This window comes from Planococcus donghaensis (assembly GCF_001687665.2).
Classification (GTDB): Bacteria; Bacillota; Bacilli; order Bacillales_A; family Planococcaceae; genus Planococcus; species Planococcus donghaensis.
This window is the reverse complement of sequence record NZ_CP016543.2, coordinates 67,193-89,385: the sequence shown is the minus strand read 5'-3', so window position 1 is coordinate 89,385 and position 22,193 is coordinate 67,193. Positions and strand designations below refer to the sequence as shown.

The 22,193-nt window shown below is 41.0% G+C and carries 19 protein-coding genes; all 19 read right to left on the bottom strand.

What is annotated here, in order from left to right:
- Window positions 1–45: 45 nt before the first annotated feature.
- Window positions 46–1,458, bottom strand: coding sequence for a D-alanyl-D-alanine carboxypeptidase family protein (locus BCM40_RS00390; protein WP_065527605.1), 1,413 nt, complete (start codon window positions 1,456–1,458; stop codon window positions 46–48).
- Window positions 1,459–1,802: 344 nt separating this feature from the next.
- The gene (locus BCM40_RS00385; RefSeq protein ID WP_065527606.1) at window positions 1,803–2,093 is read right to left on the bottom strand and encodes an RNA-binding S4 domain-containing protein; all 291 of its coding nucleotides are present in this window, start codon (window positions 2,091–2,093) and stop codon (window positions 1,803–1,805) included.
- A 1-nt stretch (window position 2,094) separates the two neighbouring features.
- On the bottom strand, window positions 2,095–3,558 hold the full coding sequence (gene yabN / locus BCM40_RS00380; protein ID WP_065527607.1) for a bifunctional methyltransferase/pyrophosphohydrolase YabN: 1,464 nt from the start codon (window positions 3,556–3,558) through the stop codon (window positions 2,095–2,097).
- Window positions 3,555–5,168, bottom strand: coding sequence for a putative polysaccharide biosynthesis protein (locus BCM40_RS00375; protein ID WP_475272112.1), 1,614 nt, complete (start codon window positions 5,166–5,168; stop codon window positions 3,555–3,557). The genes yabN and BCM40_RS00375 overlap by 4 nt, the downstream gene beginning before the upstream one ends.
- 206 nt (window positions 5,169–5,374) lie before the next feature.
- Window positions 5,375–8,908 (bottom strand): transcription-repair coupling factor, encoded by a 3,534-nt coding sequence (mfd, locus tag BCM40_RS00370; protein ID WP_065527608.1) that lies wholly within the window; start codon window positions 8,906–8,908, stop codon window positions 5,375–5,377.
- A 69-nt stretch (window positions 8,909–8,977) separates the two neighbouring features.
- Window positions 8,978–9,541, bottom strand: a complete 564-nt coding sequence (pth, locus tag BCM40_RS00365; RefSeq protein WP_065527609.1) for an aminoacyl-tRNA hydrolase — start codon at window positions 9,539–9,541, stop codon at window positions 8,978–8,980.
- Window positions 9,542–9,671: 130 nt separating this feature from the next.
- Complete coding sequence (locus BCM40_RS00360; RefSeq protein ID WP_008433116.1) at window positions 9,672–10,316, bottom strand: 50S ribosomal protein L25/general stress protein Ctc; 645 nt, start codon at window positions 10,314–10,316, stop codon at window positions 9,672–9,674.
- Window positions 10,317–10,428: 112 nt separating this feature from the next.
- A complete protein-coding gene (locus BCM40_RS00355) occupies window positions 10,429–11,391 on the bottom strand; it encodes a ribose-phosphate diphosphokinase (protein WP_065527610.1) in 963 nt (320 codons plus the stop codon).
- Between the two features lie 15 nt (window positions 11,392–11,406).
- Window positions 11,407–12,780 (bottom strand): bifunctional UDP-N-acetylglucosamine diphosphorylase/glucosamine-1-phosphate N-acetyltransferase GlmU, encoded by a 1,374-nt coding sequence (gene glmU / locus BCM40_RS00350; protein ID WP_065527611.1) that lies wholly within the window; start codon window positions 12,778–12,780, stop codon window positions 11,407–11,409.
- Window positions 12,781–13,023: 243 nt separating this feature from the next.
- Window positions 13,024–13,308, bottom strand: coding sequence for a septation regulator SpoVG (spoVG, locus tag BCM40_RS00345; protein ID WP_065527612.1), 285 nt, complete (start codon window positions 13,306–13,308; stop codon window positions 13,024–13,026).
- Window positions 13,309–13,511: 203 nt separating this feature from the next.
- Window positions 13,512–13,889, bottom strand: coding sequence for a RidA family protein (locus BCM40_RS00340; RefSeq protein ID WP_065527613.1), 378 nt, complete (start codon window positions 13,887–13,889; stop codon window positions 13,512–13,514).
- On the bottom strand, window positions 13,890–14,717 hold the full coding sequence (gene purR / locus BCM40_RS00335; RefSeq protein WP_065527614.1) for a pur operon repressor: 828 nt from the start codon (window positions 14,715–14,717) through the stop codon (window positions 13,890–13,892).
- 57 nt (window positions 14,718–14,774) lie between these two features.
- Window positions 14,775–15,638: a 4-(cytidine 5'-diphospho)-2-C-methyl-D-erythritol kinase gene (gene ispE / locus BCM40_RS00330; RefSeq protein WP_065527615.1), complete on the bottom strand. Its 864-nt coding sequence runs from the start codon at window positions 15,636–15,638 to the stop codon at window positions 14,775–14,777.
- Between the two features lie 147 nt (window positions 15,639–15,785).
- Window positions 15,786–16,049: a biofilm formation stimulator Veg gene (veg, locus tag BCM40_RS00325; protein WP_006830753.1), complete on the bottom strand. Its 264-nt coding sequence runs from the start codon at window positions 16,047–16,049 to the stop codon at window positions 15,786–15,788.
- 163 nt (window positions 16,050–16,212) lie between these two features.
- Window positions 16,213–17,091 (bottom strand): 16S rRNA (adenine(1518)-N(6)/adenine(1519)-N(6))-dimethyltransferase RsmA, encoded by an 879-nt coding sequence (gene rsmA / locus BCM40_RS00320; RefSeq protein WP_065527616.1) that lies wholly within the window; start codon window positions 17,089–17,091, stop codon window positions 16,213–16,215.
- Window positions 17,091–17,648, bottom strand: a complete 558-nt coding sequence (rnmV, locus tag BCM40_RS00315; RefSeq protein WP_065527617.1) for a ribonuclease M5 — start codon at window positions 17,646–17,648, stop codon at window positions 17,091–17,093. Before rnmV ends, rsmA begins: the two co-directional genes overlap by 1 nt.
- A gap of 115 nt (window positions 17,649–17,763) precedes the next feature.
- The gene (locus tag BCM40_RS00310) at window positions 17,764–19,071 is read right to left on the bottom strand and encodes a resuscitation-promoting factor (protein WP_065527618.1); all 1,308 of its coding nucleotides are present in this window, start codon (window positions 19,069–19,071) and stop codon (window positions 17,764–17,766) included.
- Between the two features lie 77 nt (window positions 19,072–19,148).
- Window positions 19,149–19,925, bottom strand: a complete 777-nt coding sequence (locus BCM40_RS00305; protein WP_065527619.1) for a TatD family hydrolase — start codon at window positions 19,923–19,925, stop codon at window positions 19,149–19,151.
- A gap of 202 nt (window positions 19,926–20,127) precedes the next feature.
- Window positions 20,128–22,086: a methionine--tRNA ligase gene (gene metG / locus BCM40_RS00300; RefSeq protein WP_065527620.1), complete on the bottom strand. Its 1,959-nt coding sequence runs from the start codon at window positions 22,084–22,086 to the stop codon at window positions 20,128–20,130.
- Between the last annotated feature and the right edge of the window lie 107 nt (window positions 22,087–22,193).

Here is a 22,193-nt window from a genome sequence, read left to right as displayed (position 1 = left end):
CAGAAAAAAGCCTTAGGAATTTTTGATTCCTAAGGCTTTTGCTGTTTATTTCCCAGTAACATTCACATATTCTTCTAAAGTCTTGCCACTACTTTTCACTTTAGACGCCAATTCAGATCCTATATAACGGTAATGCCAAGGTTCATACATATAACCGGTAATTTTTTCTTTGCCTTTAGGGTACCGCAGAATAAATCCGTACTGATGAGCATTCGCTGCAAGCCATTTCCCTTCTTTTGTTGCAGCAAACGATTCTTTCAGCCACTGTGATTGATTGCTACCACCCAAGTCGAACGCTAAGCCCGTTTGATGCTCACTATAACCCGGTTTCGCGCTAAAGCGATTGGCTTCTGCTGTGCCATGCTTGCGGACGTAATTATTATAAAGTTCTTTTTGACGATTATACGACCGAAACGTACTAAAAGCCGTCAACTGAACGCCTTGCTTTTTCGCCGCAACGACCATAGCATCTACTGCTTTTTGCGCCAGTTTGTTAACACCTGGGTTGTAGCTAGATGGCAGACCGTATTTTTTGTTGACGATTAACACGCCCGATGCATAAGTTCCTGGCGTCTTTGTAGACGGTGCTGGATAAGCAATTTGGGGGTTAGCTGCTTGATCGCTTAAGTAAGCTGAATTGACCCACCCCGTCTTGTTGCCATATTTCACTTTATACCAAGTACCTTCTTTGCTAATGTATTCAACTTTTTCACCTTTAGGGATAGAGCCCACAAGAGAACTACTCGCATTTGGTTTTAAACGCATGTTTAATTGATCAGTCGTTACGTAAGTCACAGGCGACTTCGCTTTTTTTGCCGCAAGCGGGAATTTTTCAGGAGCTAAAAGACGCGCCATAAATGCTGCGAAATGCTGACGTTGCAAAGATTCATTTGGTTTAAATGTTCCACCAGGATATCCATTTGTCACACCTGCTGTTGCCAAACGACTAATATAAGCATTAGCCCAAAAAGAAGAACTAACATCGGTAAAAGCGATATTTTGATCAGCTTTTAATTGATAAGCTAATGTTAAGATCTTAGCCATTTCTGCACGTGTTAGTTGACCTTTAGGATCAAAATATTTTACGCCTTCTTTTGTTTCTTTTCCTGCAATAAAACCAAGTTTCACCGCTTTGGCTACCTCATCATATCCCGGTGTATCAGGGGTTAAGTCTGTAAATCCAGGATCTGTGCCGACCGTATCTTTATCATTTAATTCACGCAAAATCATACGCACAGCGTCTAATCGGGTAATCGCAGCTGCTGGCTTAAAACTACCATCTGGAAACCCTTTGATAATGCCTAATCCTGATAGAAAATCGACTTCTTCTTTAAAGCTAGTTACGTCTTTAAAAGAATTTGCAGCATTACTTGACTCAGGCACTAGCGTTAACGTCAATAATAATGTGGCAAATGCTAATCCAATCTTCTTGTTTAATGATTTTTTTGGCAATCTCATCAATTCCTCTCAGTAAACCCCTTTATCAGATTTTACTTATTGTCATTATAATCTAAAAAAACCTGCACACGGCAGGTTTTTCATATTCTAGAAAAAGTATTTTATAACCACATTTTCCGAAGCTTATCGCTCGCTTTCCGTGGGGTGGGCATCGAGCCTCCTCGCTCGCTGACGCTCTCTGCGGGGTCTCTCAAATCCACTATTCCCACAGGAGTCGAGCGATAAGCTTCTCCAAATGCGTAGATGATTTACTTTTTTTAATCGTAAAAGTATCAGACTTTCACGAAACATAGAAGAGTATCAATTTATTTTACACACTGAAAAAACTTACATAAGGCAGGTTTTTACGCTTCGTCATCAATAAATTCAGGTTCTACTTTTTCTAGCTTTTCTTCATTCAAAATCGTGTACATGTTCACGGTATCTTCTTTTTTCGCGACTTCTTTTAACATATCAACCCGAACCGTAACGACTTTTTGCCCAAAACGAATTTGCAGCTCATCATTTTCTTTAATAACCGAGCTTGCTTTCGCTTTGTTGCCATTTACCGTAATACGCCCTTGATCTGCTACTTGCTTCGCTAATGTACGACGCTTGATCAAGCGAGATACTTTTAGAAATTTATCTAATCTCATGTTAGTCTTCCTTTCTTGCCAATGATTTGGCTTGGTTCCAAAATGCATCGAGCTGCTCTAGTGAATAATCACCAAAATCACCGGTTCCTTTTTTCACTTGCTGTTCGACATAACGGAAACGACTTTGAAATTTACGGTTCGCTTGCATCATCGCTTCTTCAGGCGACAAATCAAAGAATCGGGCAAGGTTCACTAACGTAAACAGCAAATCGCCCAATTCGTCTAATTGGCGAGCTTTGGAACCATTCGCTATTTCTTGTTGAAACTCCTGCAATTCTTCATGGAATTTATCCCAAGCAGATGCAGCATCCGGCCATGTAAAGCCTACTTTTGCTGCTTTTTTTTGATAATTAAACGATGTCGTCAATGAAGAACTAAAACGCTCTTGTCCTTCTAATAACGAATCTTGTGCCGGTTTTTCCTTCGCTTTAATTTCCTGCCAATTGGCGATTACTTGCTCGGAATCTTCAGCCGACACGTCACCAAAAACGTGAGGATGACGACGAATCATTTTCGCACTGATGGCTTCAAGTACATCTTCTATTTGGAAATAGCCATTGTCTTGTCCAATTTGAGCATGCAAAAACACTTGCAACAACACATCGCCGAGTTCATCGACAATTGCTTTATCGTCTTCTTCTTGAATCGCTTGCAGCAACTCATGTACTTCTTCGATCAAATGCGGACTTAACGATTCATGGGTCTGCTCGCGGTCCCACGGGCAACCTTCAGGGCTTCTTAGCTTCGCAATAATGCTACGGAACGTTTGCCATTCTTTTAAACGCTTGGTTTGTTCTGCTGCTGGTGGTACGTAAACCGTTGTTAAGTTATTCACTTCTGTCGAACGATCTAATTCATGAAGAGGTACGGTACGTAATACTTCGTCTGCTGAGCCCGCCGCTGTCACGATGGTCACCGGATAGTCGTCTGGATATTTTTCCATAAGCGTTAACTTGACTTCAGACGCGCTAAAGCTATCGTATACTTGCGCAATTAATAAATGCTGCGTCATGTTTACTTGATCACTGGTCATTTCCGTGCCGTCCATTAATTGAAAGCCTTCAATCGGATCGATGCGAAGTGCGCCAAACAAAGAATCCAAAAAGCTATGCCCGCCTTCGATCGATAACTGGCAGCGTCCTTGTTTTTCGGCTTCGATCAAGTTTTGCACCGTTTGTTCTGCTACTAACGGGTGACCCGGAACGGCGTAAATAACCGACTGGTCACCGGATAGCCCAATTAACGTTTCGGCAATTTCTGCATATACTGGGCTAAAGCTATCGTGCTTTTCGTACACCTCGTCAAAACTTGTAAACACTACGCCTTCTTCTGCTAATTCTGTTAATACCGGATGGTCCTCAGTCCGCACATATAAATTTGCTGTGGCTTTTAGTTTTTTATATACACCAAGTGGCAACTGATCTAAATCTCCGGCTCCAAGACCGATTATGTGAATCGTATTCATTGCTTTTCACCTTTTTTCTTTGAGTTTATTGCTAATTGTAACTTAGCCAACTTACGACCAAGTGGAATGATGTACCATTCTTTTTCCGTAATGATTCGACTTTTACCAATAATGGCCATAAAGACGAAAGCACCCAGTGGAATGGCCGTCATTGTCGTAAGTGCTGCGCTAAAGCGGCTTGATAAACTTGCAAATACATAGCCATCCGCCAAAAGTGACCACCCTAACACTACGGCAGACATGGCCACCCCAGCTCCGAACAGCCAGCTGTAATAGGATCTAGACGCAAATTGCAATGGCCATACTTTTTTAAAATACAAAAGTAAACCAAAAACAATTAACGCTAAGCCGATATTTCCAGCTACAGCCGCTCCCGCTATTCCCCAAGCAGGTATTAGCAGTAAGTTGCAAATGACTTTCACCATTAATCCTGCTATTAATAAAACAGCCGGTACTCTCACCTTACCAAGTCCATGAAGCATCGCTGTCATGATGAGCAATAAAGACATCCAAACAATTTGCCAACTAAAAATGAGTAAGGTCCATGACTGTTCGCGCGTTTGAAATAAGGTTTCATTGACATAAGGCATAACGAAAGTGAGCCCAACTGCTGCAGCGAACGCAAACAAAAAAGATACTCGAAAAGCTAAACGAGCATACATGTCGGCTGATCGCCCGCTCGTGTTCCGAGAAGTTCGCGCGACTAACGGCACAATTGCCAAGGTAAGTGAAGTGGCGATTAAAATACCGAACTGTACCAATGGCTGACCGCGATCGTATACTCCTTTTTGCTCCATCGCTGTCAATCGAGCAAAGCCACTTTCTTCTAACAATCGAAATACCGTAAACGAATCTACTAATTGAAAAAGCACCAAAATTAATGAACTCATGCTGACACTTAAACTGATAGCGGTCATTTCTTTAAGCACAGGCCAAGTTCGGACTGTAGCGTGCTGGTTTAAAAAACCAAAATGACGACGGAAATACAGCAATAATAAAAAAACGGCTCCAAAACCACCTGCAACAGCACCAAGCATCGCCATTTGACCTGCCACATACAAAGAAAATTCCTGTGAAATCACAATCCACGTACCAATTAATATAACCGCTACGCGTAAACCTTGTTCAACAACTTGGGCATAGGCAACAGGTGCCATATTATTGCTCGATTGAAAATAGCCTTTTAACACGGCAAGCGGTGCCATTAACACAACGGCAAATGCACCTACTTTGAGCAAACTATCTAGTTTCGCATCGCCCATCCAGCCGGCGAGCAGTTCTGCACCAAAAAACAATAGGGTAAATACGGCACTGGAAATAGCGGCTACATAACTAAATGCAATGCGTAAAATGGCTCGATGCGCCGATTGATGGTTATCTGCTAATAGTTTAGAGATTGCCACGGCAAAGCCGTAAGAAGTCCATATGCCGAAAATGGCGACAAACGGATACACTTGCTGGTAAATATAAAAGCCTTGGTCTCCGACAAGGTTTTGAAAAGGCACTCGGTAAATGGCACTGAGCAACTTCACGATAAACCCTGCAATGGTAAGCAAGACCGCCCCTTTCATAAATGATTTCATTGTGCCTTCATTGTTCAAAGGTTTCACTCTTCTCTTTCTGACATTAACGTTATGTTGCTTTTCTATAAATCGCTTTGGGCATGGCTCTCGCAATAAGCCGGGAAAAGCACCCGTCTTATCGCTTCGCCTAGCCCTTGTACGCGCCGGCGCTGAGTAATTTCTTTACTATATTATTCAGTTAGAAAAGCGTAGCTTTTTTGCAGAATAACTCTACCAAAATTTACTGTACTAATTTACAAAATTGCTTTTTCTTCACGTAGCGATTGTGGCAAGAGTTTCATCATGCCTTCGAGAACATCAAATGGGTGCTGTTTTTTGGTTTTAGTTTCATCAATGGTCATAACCAATTGCTGACCCGACATACTAAATCCAACTGCGCGACCATATGCGGCAGATTCTTCGACGACTTTTCCTCCATTGATACTCGAGGTACCTGCTTCACTTAAACGAACCGCAACAATTTTGCCATTTTGCTTGATCGATTCTACCCCGACTTCGCGCGCCCACACTTTTATGCGTGCAATGCGCAATAAGCTATCCGTTTCAGTTGGCATATCCCCAAATCGATCGATCAATTCGTCTTGCAACTCACGCATTTCTTCTTCTGTTTCAATGCCTTTGACCCGTTTGTACATTTGAATCTTTTGGTAGCCATCACTTATATAAGCATCTGGAATATAAGCATCTACATCGAGTGAAATCTCAATTTCCGGCACTACTTCTTTTTTAACGCCTGTTTGACGTTCATCAATTGCTTCTTGCAGCATTTGCGAATACAAATCAAAACCAACCGAATCAATAAAGCCGTGTTGTTGGGAACCGAGCAAATTCCCCGCCCCGCGTATTGTTAAGTCGCGCATAGCGATTTTAAACCCTGAACCAAGCTCTGTAAATTCTTTAATGGCCATCAACCGTTTTTCTGCTACATCAGTTAACACTTTATCCCGCTGATACATAAAATACGCATACGCCACTCGACTCGAACGTCCAACGCGCCCACGCAATTGATACAGCTGCGATAGGCCCATTCGATCGGCATTGTAAACAATCAATGTATTAACGTTTGGAATATCAATGCCGGTTTCGATAATCGTCGTTGTTACTAAAACATCGTAATCACCATCTAGGAAACTCAAAATGACCGATTCGAGTTCTGTTTCACTCATTTGCCCATGCGCATACCCAACGCGAGCTTCCGGTACCAATTGTTGAATTTCTTCTACTTTCCGTGTCATATCATCCACACGGTTATACAAATAAAACACTTGACCACCACGTGCCATTTCGCGTTCGATTGCTTCGCGCACAAGCGCACCATTATGTTCCATCACATAACTTTGTACAGGAAAGCGATTGGCTGGTGGCGTTTCAATCACTGACAAATCGCGTACACCAATCATCGACATATGGAGCGTTCGCGGAATTGGCGTTGCTGTTAAGGTTAAAACATCTACATTGGTTTTCATTTGCTTGATCTTTTCTTTATGCGTCACACCAAAACGTTGTTCTTCATCAATGATTAATAAGCCTAAGTCTTTATAATGCATGTCTTTTGATAAAATCCGGTGTGTACCAACAACAATATCCACTGATCCATTTTTTAAGCCTTTAACCGTTTCTGTTTGCTGTTTTTTCGACCGGAAACGACTCATCAACCCAACCGTAATCGGATAATCTTTAAATCGCTCACTCATTGTTTCAAAATGTTGCTGCGCTAAAATTGTGGTTGGCACAAGAAACGCAACTTGCTTGCCGTCGAGCACTGCTTTAAATGCTGCACGAATGGCCACTTCAGTTTTCCCATAGCCGACATCCCCACAGATGAGACGATCCATCGGTCGTTCATTTTCCATGTCACGTTTCACTTCATTAATGGAACGCAATTGATCAGTTGTTTCTTCGTATGGAAACTCAGCTTCAAATTGGCGTTGCATGTCTTGTTCTTCGGAAAAAGCAAAGCCTCTCAATGCTTCACGTTCTGCATACAGCTTGATCAAGTCATCAGCAATGTCTTGAACGGCAGCCGAAACTTTTGTGCGGGTTTTCTTCCATTCTGCGCCGCCCATTTTATGCAGTTTTGGTTCTTTTTCTTCAGAAGCGATGTATTTTTGAATCAAATCGATTTTATCGACTGGTACAAATAATTTATCATCAGCTTTGTAAACGATGTGCAAGTAATCTTTATGCACGCCTCCACTTTCGAGCGTTTCAATCCCTACAAAGCGACCAATTCCGTGGTGGATGTGAACAATATAATCACCTGGCTTGATCTCCGAGTAGCTCTTGATGCGCTCTGCATTCGTTAGTTTTTGTGCACGTGTTTTTTTCTTCGGCTGCTGCTTAAACAATTCCGAGTCTGTTATAACAGCCAATCGTTGCAAAGGCATTTCAAAGCCCGTCGATAATTCCCCATCCACTAAATAAATTTGACCACCTTGAATCTCAGTAGAAGAGGTAGCAATTACAGCTTCCATATCGTAGTCCGCTAATACGGAACGTACTTTTTCTAAGCGTTCTTCTCCCCCTGCGACGATAAAGATTTGCGACTTTCCTAATGTCCATCGCTCCATCTCTGCTTTTAGCAAGTGCATTTGTCCATGGAACGACTGCATTGGCTTGCATGAAAAAGCCAATGATTTTTTAATGGATACCATCGGGAACGTCCGAACAAATAAAGATAAAAAGGTTACTTTTTGTTCTAGTTTCGACATCATTTCCCGGAACGTATACGTTAACGAAACATCGTGAACAAACTTTCCTTCTTCAAGTAGCGAAACAATCCAATCGCCTTCCTCACGTTCCAACGTATCTGTCATTTCTTGAATCCGTCCGAGCTCATCAAAAAAGACCAATCCATTCCCCGGGAAATAATCACCTAAAAATGCGGATTGCGTATCGATTAAAGAAGCATATTTCGCCAATTGCTCTGGAGTTTCTCCTTGTTTTAATAAGTCAATGTCATGTTGGATGTGTTGCATCATTAACGCTTTCGTATCGTCAGCTTTTATTTTTTTCAAACTAGAAGCAAGTTGTGCTTCCAGCTTTTCTGCTAGCAGAATGCGTTGATCGGCTGATAATACCAATTCATTGGCTGGTAAAATACAAAGCGACTGGACTTTTTCAAGCGAACGTTGATCTTCTGCTGAAAATAGACGCAGGGAATCTACTTCTGTATCGAACAACTCAATGCGTACTGGGTGTTCAAAATTCAGTGGATAAATATCCAAAATGCCCCCACGAAGCGCAAATTCTCCCGGCGTAGTTACCATTGGTGTACGAGAGTACCCCATTGCCACCAATTTTAATAGCCATTCGTCTGTATCGAGTTCTTCACCTTCCGCAATTCGTAAAGTAGCATAATCCCATTGTTCTTTTGTCGGCAATAACTTACGCATTCCTGCAACAGGTGTGATGTAGATGCCTTTCCCAACACTTTTCATATGATCTAACGTATCAATGCGGTGAGCCCTCAATTCAGGACCAGAAAAAGACACTTCGGCTGCGATTAATTCTTCTGCGGGATAAAGATGGACTTGTTTTTCTCCCATCAAACGCACCAAGTCATCATATATACGTTGAGCGTGCAATAAGTTAGGTGTCACAATTAATAAAGGCTCTTCTAGTTCCGACCAGATGGTTTGATAAAAAATTGGGCGTGCGCTGCCAGATAAACCAGAGATCAATTGGTGATCATTTCCTTGTTTTAAGTCCTCTATAAATCGTTGTGTCTGTGTATCCTCCGAAAATATCTGTAAAATGTGGTTCATCCAACTTCCTCCTCTCAACAAAATACACAAAACAGAAAAAAGCTCTGAACGCCAAATGCGTCAAAGCGGTTAACTGCCATTAAATTCATTCATAACTTCTATATAGGGTTTAGACAGCCAAGTTTCACAAGCAGCCGCACTTTTTTTAATCGCTGCGGTCATTTCTGGAATTTCTTCTGTCGAAAATCGCTGTAATACGTAATCCGGTACTTTCATACCAGCTGGCGGACGACTAATCCCAATGCGCAAACGGTTAAATTCCTGATTTCCTAGATGTTGAATTAACGACTTAATGCCATTATGGCCACCGGCACTGCCTTTTTGGCGTAATCTTAATTGCCCTGTTGGCAAATCCAAATCATCGTAAATGACAATGATGTCTTTTAACTCAATATTATAGTAATCCATTAAGGCCCCAACACTTTCGCCAGACAAATTCATGTACGTTAATGGTTTTAACAGCATCACTTTGCCTTCTGGTCGGTGACTCACAGAATACATACCTTTAAATTTGGACTGTGTTAGCGGTGCATTCCATTGACTCGCCAAGTAATCGATTACTTTAAAGCCGATATTATGACGTGTATCTTCATATGTTTTGCCCGGATTTCCCAGACCGATAATCAGTTTCATATCCATCTTCCTTTGCTTTATCGCTGTGTTTTATTTTATCATAATTAGTTTATAAAAAAAGCATATGCGGCTCTTCGTAGAACGTAAAAATAGGGACTGTCTCTCGACAGTCCCTATTTTCCATTTGTATTTATGCTTCTTTGTCTTCTTCAGAATCTTCGCTGCCAACCACTTCTGGTTCTGCATTTTCATCTGTGCCTGCATCAAGTTCGTCCATTTCATCTTGTGTACGAGGAGCAGTTGCAGAAACAAGGATAAAGTCGTCTTCGTCAAGAATTTCATAAGAAACCGTTCCACGAATATCGCCAACCGTAATCGTTTCGCCAATCGCTAGGTCCGTGATGTCTACTTCTAGTGCATCCGGAATATCAGATGGCTTCACGCGGATATTTACTTCGCGGTTTGGCTGAGTGATAAAGCCACCCTCTTTTTCGCCTGCTGATTCACCAGTTAAGTGAACAGCTGCAGATACTTCTAGCTCATCAGACATGTTGATTGCTAAAAAGTCGACGTGCTTAAAGCTGCCTTTTAACGCATCCATTTGATAATCGCTCAATACGACGTTTTTAGTCGTACCGTCAATTTCTAATTTGATGACGCCATTACGTCCAGATTCACGTAACGTTTTGATCAAATCGATCTCAGTTACCGTTACTGGTGTTGTTTCTGTTTTAAAACCATAAACTACGCCTGGCACATTGCCTTGTGAACGAAGTTCCGTTAATGCAGAATTCTTATTGCTGCTTTCTCTTTTTTGCGCGGTCATTTTTACCATTGATTTCAGCCTCCAGTTATATTAAAGTACATGTTCACGATAAGTACATACATAATACATACCCGTGTCGCGTCTTAATGAAACATAGAGCATCGAAAGGTGTTACAAATGATCAATCAAACAGAGTGCTGACAGATTTTTGCTCGTGAACACGAACAATTGTCTCTGCCAATAAACGAGCTACAGATAACTGCTTAATCTTAGGAGATTTCTTTTCGTCAGGCAATGCAATTGAATTGGTGATGATCAATTCCTTGATAACCGAATCATTAATACGTTGTACAGCTGGACCCGATAGGACTGGATGTGTACAGCATGCAAAGACTTCTTTCGCACCGCTTTCGATTAATGCACTCGCAGCAATCGAAATTGTTCCTGCTGTATCAATGATGTCATCAATAATAATCGCCGTTTTGCCTTCTACGTTACCAACAATATTCATGACTTCAGCAACGTTTGGTTTTGGACGACGTTTATCAATAATGGCGATTGGTGCTTTCAAACGATCCGCCATCTTACGTGCGCGTGTAACTCCGCCGTGGTCTGGTGAAACGATGATTACATTTTCAAGGTCAACGCCACTTTCATTCAGGAAATAATCAGAAAGCAATGGTACAGCTACCAAGTGGTCAATCAAAATATCAAAGAACCCTTGAATTTGAGGAGCATGCAAATCAAGTACGATGACACGAGTCGCTCCTGCAGTTTCCAATAAGTTCGCTACTAATTTCGCTGTAATCGGTTCACGTGAACGGGCTTTACGATCTTGTCGTGCATAACCATAGTAAGGCATTACGACGTTGACTGTACGAGCAGAAGCACGTTTAACAGCGTCAATCATAATTAATAGTTCCATCAAGTTTTCGTTAACCGGCTGAGAAGTCGATTGCACGATAAATACATCGTAGCCACGAATACTTTCTTCAATATTAATTTGGATTTCACCATCGCTGAAATGTGTTACTGAACTTTTTCCAAGTGGAATACCTGCATGTTCAGAAATTTCTTCCGCTAGCTCCTGGTTCGAATTCAATGAAAAGATTTTCAATTTCGAGTTTGCATTTTGATAGCCCATTAGGTGTGAACCCTCCTATTTTTTCCTGTTTAATTTACTTGCATAGCCTTCTTTATTTTCTTGGCGCGAACGAGCAATCGCCAATGAATCCTCAGGTACATTTTTGGAAATCGTAGATCCTGCAGCAACATATGATCCTTTGCCTACAGTAACCGGTGCAATTAGATTTGAATTACAGCCGATGAACGTATCATCTTCAATAACGGTTTGGAATTTATTTTTGCCATCATAATTTACAGTAATGGTCCCGCATCCAATATTAACACCTGTGCCAACTGTTGCATCGCCAATATAGCTTAAATGAGAAATTTTGCTATCGTTTCCGATTTCAGCTTTTTTCACTTCAACAAAGTTACCGATTTTCACATCGTTGCCTAAAGCTGATTGTGGACGAACGTGCGCAAATGGTCCGACAGCTGTGTCCGTACCAATGCTGCTATCGTAAACTTCTGAACTGCGAATCGTTGTACGGTCACCAATCACACTATTAACAATTTGGCTGTTTGACGAAATAATACAATCTTCCCCAATTTTTGTATCGCCTGCAATCGTTACGTTCGGATGAATGATGGTATCCGCTCCGATTTCAGCTTGTGCACTAATATAAGCTGTTGCAGGATCAATAATTGATACGCCCGCTCTCATATGTTTTTCGGCAATTCGCTTACGCATAATGTTCTCAGCTTGGCTTAATGCTACACGGTCATTAACTCCTAATGTTTCATCAAAGCTATCTGTTGCATAAGCGGCTACGATCTCACCTTGCTTTTGTAGAATTTCAATAACATCTGGCAAGTAATATTCGCCTTGAACGTTATCATTGGAAACTAATTTTAACGCTTCAAACAACGCTTCGTTGTCAAAGCAATAAGTTCCTGTATTAATTTCTTTTACTTGTTGTTCTTCTGACGAAGCATCTTTTTGCTCAACGATTTTTTCAACAATGCCTTCGCTATTGCGAAGAATTCGGCCGTAACCTGTTGGGTTGTCCGCAATTGCTGTTAAAATGGTTGCTTTGGCTCCTGTTTCGGTATGTTGGTCAAGCAAGGCTTGCATGGTTTCTGGACGAATTAATGGCGTATCGCCACAAACCACTAATGTCGTACCTGCTAAACCTTCAATCAAAGAAGCTGTTTGCTGTACCGCATGAGCTGTTCCGAGCTGCTCAGCTTGTAACGCGTACTCACTTTTCTCACCCAACTGTTGCTGAACTTTTTCAGCTCCATGGCCGACAACGGTTACGATTTTTTCAACACCAAGTTGCTCCACGTTGCTTGTTACATGTTCAACCATTGGCATGCCACAGACTGGGTGAAGTACTTTGTACAATTTTGACTTCATGCGCGTCCCTTGGCCGGCCGCTAAAATTACTGCATATGTATTTGCCATCTGTTATCCCTCCACTCCTCTTTTGATCAAAACTCTTTTACCAGTTCTACCCTTATATTTATTCTATTAATTGATTGGTTCAGTGTTAACCTCGCCATGTCAACCAAAAATTAGCTTTTCCTTATTGACTATAGCGGAAAAACCTTGATTTTTCAAGGTTCCAAGGCATGACAATCCCATGACAAAAAAGGCAAATAAAAAAAGAGCCTATTTTACAATAGAAGGCTCCTTGCTTCAGCTCCATTAAACCCCGGCATTTTCCAGGACCGATTCGCTTTCACTTTGCTCATATGCTGTTAAGACCGCTTCTTGTAGCTTCATGCGTGCGCTCGAATTAATCGGATGGGCAATATCTCTAAATTCTCCATCTGGTGTTCTTTTGCTCGGCATCGCTACAAACAAGCCATCGTTTCCATCAATCACCCGAATATCATGAATCACAAATTCGTCATCCAGCGTGATGGAGGCGATTGCTCTCATTCGACCATCGGTTTGTACACGTCTTAGTCTCACATCTGTTACTTCCATTCTCTTGTTCCCCCTCCTCTCAGCTGCTGTTTTAAACCCTAATTATGGGTATTCGCTATAAAGAACTATTCTCCTTCATAAATAATAAAACTTATTAGAAAATTTACTTAATAAAGAAAATAAATGAAATATTAAATGAAAAAAGCAGGCCAGCTCATCATTTCATGAGTTGGCCTGCTTTTTTCACTTAGCTTAGCTAATTTTTACTTGTTCACTTTTGCAATAACTTCAATTTCTACTTTTACGTCTTTTGGCAAACGCGCCACTTCAACTGTCGAACGTGCTGGTTTATGATCGCCAAAGTAACTAGCATAAATCTCGTTTAAAGCAGCAAAGTCATTCATGTCCTTAATAAAAACAGTCGTTTTGATGACATCATTCAGAGATGAGCCCGCTTCTGCAAGTACTGCTTTTAGGTTTGAAAATACTTGATGCGTTTGATCGCCAATCGAACCATCGACCAATTCACCGGTTGCTGTTAATGGAATTTGACCCGAGCTATACAAAAGCCCTCCTGACACTACACCTTGTGAATATGGGCCAATTGCAGCTGCCGCTTTGTCTGTCGCTACGTAATTCATTTAAACTCCCCCGTTTTCAAAGTAATTTCCTTCTTCTAAAGCGATAGTTCGTTCTTTTTCACTGACTTCGTGTAATTTGACGAGAGACAAATACTTCTCGACAAGACGTTCATCTGAATGCTCAGCTTCAACGAGAACAGCGACACCCGCTAATGTACATTCAAACTCTTCAAGTAGGTTTTTCATGCCATTCATCGTTCCACCGACTTTCATAAAGTCATCAGTGATCAGGACACGCTGGCCACTTTTCATACTGCGTTTTGATAATACCATGGTCTGGATCCGTCTAGATGACCCCGATACATAATTTATGCTGACGGTAGAGCCTTCGGTGACTTTGCTGTCGCGACGAACGATAACGACCGGTACATTTAAATGACGGGCAATAGCATGGGCAATTGGAATACCTTTTGTCGCTACTGTCATGATGACGTCAATTTTCTCATTGGCAAATGCTGTCGCGAATACTTTACCGACCCGGTTCATCATTTCTGGGTTACCAAGCACGTCGGTCATATACAAATAGCCACCTGGCAACAGTCGATCCGAATGACTCAATTCTTCCATTAAATCCGCTATTACGGTTTTAATCTCACTAGCTTGAAGCTTCGGAACATATTTAACGCCGCCAGCTGCTCCTGGCACCGTCATCAATAAACCGATTCCTTTTTCTTCAAACGTTTCTTTTACAATCCCTAAATCTTCACTGATGGATGACTTGGCTGATTGATACAACTCCGAGAAATAAGTCAGCGGAATCAATTTATGTGGATGGTCTAACAAAAAATGCGTCATATCGACAAGCCGTTCACTGCGCTTCCACTTCAAAACTACCCTCTCCTAAACACGAATGATTTATAGAAAACTTACCATAAATGTCCGTATTTAAGCAAGAGGCTCTCGTTCACCAATCAACCGTACTGCGTAGACTTCCGAACAAAAGCCACGCAATCCATTATATATTCGCGGAATACGCGCTTCTTGGTAAACCAACCCAAACACTGTCGGTCCACTGCCGCTCATCAATACAGCATCCGCACCAAATTTCTTCATTTGATCTTTAATATGCGCAACTTCTGGATACAATTTTAACGTAACGCTTTCAAGTGCGTTGCCAAGGTTAGCGCACATCGCATCGTAATCGCCGTCTTCGAGTGCTTGCATCATGGCTTGTGTATTTGGGTGCTCTGCGGTTGCTACATCGAATGCCCCGTAGACATCAGCTGTAGAAACACCAATCGTTGGTTTTGCTAGAATGACCCAACAGTTTGGAGGTGTCGGCAATTGTTGAATAATTTCTCCGCGTCCTTTTGCAAGAGCTGTGCCCCCGTAAACGCAAAAAGAAACATCCGAGCCGATTTTAGCACCTAGTTCAGCTAGTTCATCAAGCGACAAGTTTAATTGCCAAAGTTTATTTAACCCTTTTAATGTAGCAGCAGCATCGCTACTCCCTCCGGCCAAACCTGCGGCAACCGGAATTTTTTTATCTAGCGAGATGATAACGCCAGTCTTAATGTTAAAAGTGTCTTTAATCAATTGTGCGGCCTGATAAGCAAGGTTGCGGGAATCATTTGGCACAAAGCGATCTGCAGACTGAATATGTATGCCTTTTGCTGTCCCCATCAATCCTATGCGATCCGACAAATCCACCGTGGTCATAATCATTTCGATTTCATGATAGTTATCTGGACGTTTATGCAAAACATCTAATGTTAAATTAATCTTGGCAGGCGCTTTCACGTAGAGCATCCCACTGCCTCCTTTTATATTCTGATGAAGACTATTTTAACATACCGCGGGCTAATGGAAAGCAAAGTGGTGACAGAAACAAAAAAACTCGCATTCCGCTTAGATGAGCAGGAGCAAGTTTTGGAGTATCTTATAAATGTAGTTCGATTATTTCACAACAAGTGCGTCTTCGGTTCCTTCGTACACAGTAATTTCTACTGCTTCAGTTAAGATGTCTGCGTAGCTGTAAGACACGCGTTCAAATGCATGCTCTTCTTGATCTAACTCAATCACGAACACGGAGTGATATGTTTCGCGCAGGATTCCGGCACGTTCGACCGTTTTCTTGCGACCTCCGTTTGCCTTCAAAAGCAATCGCTTTCCTAAATGTAGGTCTAACGACTTTTTAATATCCGCCAAAGTTTTGGGCATTTTGTCTACACCTCACTATGGATAAAATTCTACCATAATTTGATGGAATAGTCAAGCAAATTTATAATTTTATCAGCGACACTCTGTTGCTGTCAATATTTATTTATTCGAAATTTCTTTAACTCGAAACAAGTTGTGCCGATTTTGTAACAGAATGCCGGCATTACTGGAAATAAGCGTATAATTTATCCGATAACAAACCAAATTCTTTAATCGTTAAAGTTTCACCACGTCTTGTCGGATCAATTTCTGCTTCTTCTAGCGCTTTTAAGATCAACTCTTTTTTCTCTTTTCCTGAAGGCATTGCTACTTGAAGGTTGTTTAATATAGTTTTTCTTCGTTGAACAAACGATCCTCTCGTAACGCTAAAGAAAAAGTCCTCGTCGATTACTTCGACTTCCGGTACCTCTCGTTTGGTCATACGGATAACAGCAGAGTCGACATTCGGTTGAGGTAAGAATACAGACTTCGGAACAGTTAATGCCATTTCAGCTTGTGTATAGTACTGTATAGCGATTGATAGCGATCCGTAAGCTTTTGTTCCTGGTTTTGCTGTAATGCGCTCAGCCACCTCTTTTTGCAACATAACGACCATGCCACGAATCGGTAACTTTTCTAGTAACAACTTTAAAATAATTGGGGTTGTTACGTAATAAGGTAAGTTGGCCACAACTACAATATCATCGTATCCTGCTAATTCGCTATCAATGGCTGCTTGGACATCCGCTTTTAAAATATCAGAATGGACAATGGAAATATTGTCATATGGTGACAATGTGTCGGCTAATACTGGCAATAAACGTTGATCGATTTCAAAGGCTAACACCTTTCCAGCTTCTCTTGCCAAATGCTCGGTTAACGCACCAATTCCAGGCCCAATTTCAATCGCCGCAGATTTTTTGGTTAAGTTGGCTTGGCCGACAATTTTGCGTAAAATATTAGGATCAATTAAGAAGTTTTGTCCTAAGCTTTTCTTCACTTTCAAATTGTATTTCGTCATGATTTGTTGCGTACGAATAGGTGTTGCAATATCTTTAGTCATTAATTTTCCTCCTGAGTTAACGCTTGTACTGCTTTGATAAACTGGTCTTTAGAAATCCCAAACATATGAAGGCGCTTCTGAAGTTGTTTGCCATTTGTGTAACCGATTTGCAAGTCGTTGCCGATTGCAATACGGCGCTGTTTCGCTTGTGGATGAGCAACAAGGCCAGCATCGATTAAATCTTCCATTGTAATCTCAATCGCCCGGTCTTGCTGTAACGGTGTATAAACAGCGGATAACGCTTCACGAATGTCTTCATCACGGGCATGTTCAATTCCTAAGCCTTTGCCGTTTTTAGCGATTGTTTTTTCCTTCGCCAAAAATGCATGTTTTGCCTGGGGCACATGTTCTTCAATAATAGCACGGATACGGCGCCCAGGATAATCCGGATCAGTAAAAACTATGACGCCTCGCTTTTCTTGGGCGTGAGCGATTCGCGCGAGCGTTTCTGCTGTAATAGCTGAACCATTTGTTTCAATGGTATCCGCATGGACAGCGCGTTTAATGGCCACTGTATCATCTTTTCCTTCAACTACAATAATTTCAGTTATTTTCATTTATTAGATTCCTCTTTTCAAGCTTCTTGTTTATTTTACATGTTTCCCGATAAACATGTAAAAAGCTTTCCCGGGAAATATCCCAGGAAAGCCTACAGAGTTGGATTAAAATAGATTAGTTTAAAATTCTAACTTTCACTTGTTTCCGTCCAAATGATAACGCATCTGACCTGTTTGCCATGAATAAATCAATTTTATTTCCTTTGATTGCTCCACCAGTATCGCCTGCAATCGCATTGCCATATCCTTCAACCCAAACTTTAGAGCCTAATGGAATCACACGAGGATCTACTGCAATTACTTTAAGACCAGGGTTCGTTTTCAAGTTAATGCCTGTAGCAGTAATTCCTGAACAGCCTGTGCAACTTGCTGTATAAGCTGTTGCCGATACATAAAATTCTTTTCCGCCAGTTGGTTCTGCGGCTGCTGGTGTTGCTTTAACAGGCGTTGCTTTTGGTGTTGCTTTAGCTGTAGCTGTAGTTGGTGTTGCTTTTTCAGATGAAACTGTTTTAGCAGTTGCTGTTTTAGCACCACGTGAAACACTAGCTACAACTGTTTTTGTACCAACTGCAGTTACTTGTTTCGTTGGTTCTTTTACTACTTTTTCATTCTTAAGGTCTCGTTTTACTTCTTTACCATTTTCTTTTACAATTTCATATGTTTTTTCTACTAAGCCATTTTGACCTTTTTGAACAATTTTTTCGCTGCCTTTAAGAAGCGTGTCATCTTTTTTGGTTTCGACTGCATACTTCACAGAATCCTCAACTACATCGGTAACTTTTTCAACGCGAACTACTTTGACTGCAGAATTCGGTAAAACCAATTCATCCAAGTCACTTTCAACGCGATCTAGTTTACCTAAAGTGATTTTGTTTTCTTTTAAGAACTCAGCGACTGTCGTTGAAGTAGACCATACTTTCTTTTCTTCCAGACCGTCTTGAATCGTAACTTCGTATGCTTTTTCAACTGAGATTTTTGTATCTTCATCTACTTGTGTGTCTAATGCTGGTGTTACTTTATCGTGTTTTGTTAGTTCGATATTCGCAGTTGCTAAAATGTCTGACACTGTGTTTTTTGTGGTCCAAGCTGAAGTTGCTTCCCCATCAACAGTTACTGCGTATTGTTCTGCAGCATCCCATTCCAATGTCATATCTTCGTTAATCGGTGTTTCTGACGAGTGGCTGACAAAATCATGCTCTCCAGGTTTGATGTCTTGTTCTTCTAAAAAAGCACCGACTGTTTCTGCATGCGTTCTTACCTGCTCTTGTTCTCCATTAGCTGTTACAGTTACTGTATTTTTTGTTCCTTCATATATAGCGAATGTTAAAACCGCTGCGAACAACAAGATAGTTGCGATTGTTACCGCCAACGATTTACCTTTAAATGACTTTGTCGAATTGGTACTATTTGTTTGATTTGTCAAAAATAATTCCTCCTCTTTCACTTGAGTGATTATATGGGCCTGTGTTTTTCATGTCAACGAATATGAATTTCTTAATTTTACTTTTTTTGAGAAAATTTATAAAACCTCTCAGCGTTCTCCGTTGTCGCTTTTGCAACCATTTCGATGGAAATATCTTTTAGTCGTGCAATTTCTTTCGCTACTAGTGGAACATACGACGGTTCGTTTCGTTTACCCCGATATGGATGCGGCGCTAAATATGGAGCATCTGTTTCAATCATTAAATGATCGAGTGAGATCGCTTCGGCCACTTCTTTTGGCTTTTTTGCATTTTTAAATGTTACTGGTCCACCAAGTGAAATCAAGAAGTTCATTGCGATACTTTGGTGGGCTGTCTCTACACTGCCACTAAAGCAATGCATCACGCCGCCTACTTCTTGTGCGTTTTCTTCTTTAAGAATTTCTAATACGTCTGCCGTTGCTTCCCGATTATGAATGATAATTGGCAGTTTCACTTTTTTAGCCAACCGAATTTGCTTACGGAAGATTTCTTGTTGTACCTCTTTTGGCGATTTGTCCCAATGGTAATCCAAACCGGTTTCTCCGATTCCAACTACTTTAGGATGAGCAGCTAGCTCTTCAATCCACGCTAAGTCTTCTTCAGTACAGTCGATGGCATCTACTGGATGCCAACCAACTACTGCGAAGATAAATTCGTAGGTTTCGGCCAACTCTATGGCTCGTTCGATCGTTTTTCGGTCGAAGCCGATGACTACCATTTTCTCCACATGGTTTTCTCGTGCGCGCTCAATGACTTCTACTAAGTCCTCATCGTATTGATCTGCATTTAAATGTACATGGGTATCGATAAACATCAATCATTCTCCTCACATTAAGCTTTATTCTAATGGTTCTACCTGTATCTTTCTTCACAGCAACATTACAATTAGGTAACAAAACATGTTAATTCCGCGTCATTTCGTCCTATTTCTTTGTAATATTGGGCAATTTACACTAGAAAATCAAAAAAAGACCCACTAATGAAAGTGGGTCAAAACAGTTCTTTTCCAGTATTTTTTATTTTATTTTCGAACCATTTGGTAGCTGCTCAGCGACCGATGCTAATGTTAAATAGCCATCTTTTTCACCAGCTAAAATCATTCCTTCAGATAACTCTCCACGCAATTTCACTGGTTTTAAATTTGCAACAACGACCACTTTTTTACCTACTAAATCAGCAGGTTTATAATGTTCAGCAATCCCTGAAACAACTTGGCGCTTTTCATACCCCATATCTAGCTGAAGTTTTAAAAGCTTCGAAGTCTTTGGAACAGCTTCACAATCTGTAACTGTTGCTACGCGCAAATCTACTTTCGCAAAATCTTCAATTTCAATTTCCGGTACATCTGGAACTTCCATCACTTCTGGTTCTTCTGCGACTGGCGCTACAGTTCCACGCATTTGATCACGAATATATGCCACTTCCGGCTCTACTTCGAGGCGAGGGAAAATTGGCGTACCTTTCGACACAACTTGTGTACCAGCTGGAATTTTAGCGAAGTCTTGTAATGTATCCCACGCTAAAAATTCTTCTGTTAAACCAAGTTGCTCAATAATTTGTTTTGGTGCATTCGGCAAGAACGGCTGCAACATTACTGCTGTCATTCGTAAGCTTTCCGCTAAATGAGCCATAACAGAATCCAATTGCTCTTTTGCATTTTCGTCTTTTGCTAATACCCAGGGCTGTGTTTCATCAATGTATTTATTGGTTCGAGAGATCAATGTCCAAACTTCACTTAATACAATACTAAATTGCATTTTTTCCATGTACTGTTCATGAGCTTTTACCGTTTGTGCAGCTACTTGCTGCAATGGTGCATCAAAATCTGTTTGTAAGCCGTTAATTTGTGGCACAACACCATCACAGTATTTATTGATCATAGACACTGTACGGTTTAATAAATTCCCAAGATCGTTTGCTAAATCAAAATTTGTTCGCTCGATAAATGATTCGGGTGAAAAAACACCGTCTGAACCAAATGGTAATTCACGTAATAAGAAATAACGAGTTGCATCTAGACCGTAACGCTCAACCAGCATTTCTGGATAAACGACATTGCCTTTCGATTTCGACATTTTGCCGTCTTTCATCATAATAAAACCATGAGCGAAGACTTTTTTCGGTAATGGTAAATCCAAAGCCATCAAGAAAATCGGCCAATAGATTGTATGGAAGCGGACGATGTCTTTACCAACTACATGAACATCCGCTGGCCAGTACTTATTAAACAAACTATCGTCTTCTGAGCCGTAACCTAGAGACGTGATGTAATTCGACAAAGCATCCACCCACACATAAATAACGTGCTTCGGATCTCCAGGAACTGGAATTCCCCAGTCAAAAGAAGTTCGTGAAACCGACAAATCTTCTAATCCAGGTTTAATGAAATTATTAATCATTTCGTTTTTACGTGATTCTGGTTCAATAAATTCGACATTATTTTCATAGTATTCCAAAAGACGTGATGCGTATTTTTTCATATTGAAGAAATACGACTCTTCTTTGACTTTTTGAACCGGGCGCCCACAGTCTGGACAATTGCCATTTTCTAATTGGTTTTCGGTGAAAAATGATTCACAAGGAGTACAGTACCAACCTTCGTACTCCCCTTTATAAATATCACCATTGTCGAGGAAAGTTTTAAAAATCCGCTCGACTCCTTCTTTATGACGTTCTTCTGTAGTCCGGATAAAATCATCATACGTAATGTCCATAACCGACCATACTTGTTTGGCAGCTGCAGCCATTTCATCCACAAACTCTTGCGGCGCTTTGCCTGCCTCGTTTGCTTTTTCCTCTATTTTCTGGCCATGCTCGTCCATTCCAGTTAAAAACCGGACATCAAATCCACGTAGGCGCTTATAGCGGGCCATTGCATCAGAAGCGACTGTTGTATATGCCGTTCCAATATGGAATTTTCCGCTTGGGTAATAAATTGGTGTAGTTATATAAAATGTCTTGTTGTTAGCAGTCACGAAAAATTCCTCCAGTTTTTTTGTATAGTCCTTATTTTAACCAAGTCCCCAATTTTGTACAATCTTTCAATTCCAACCAATCACTTAAATAGGTATTATAGCTTGCT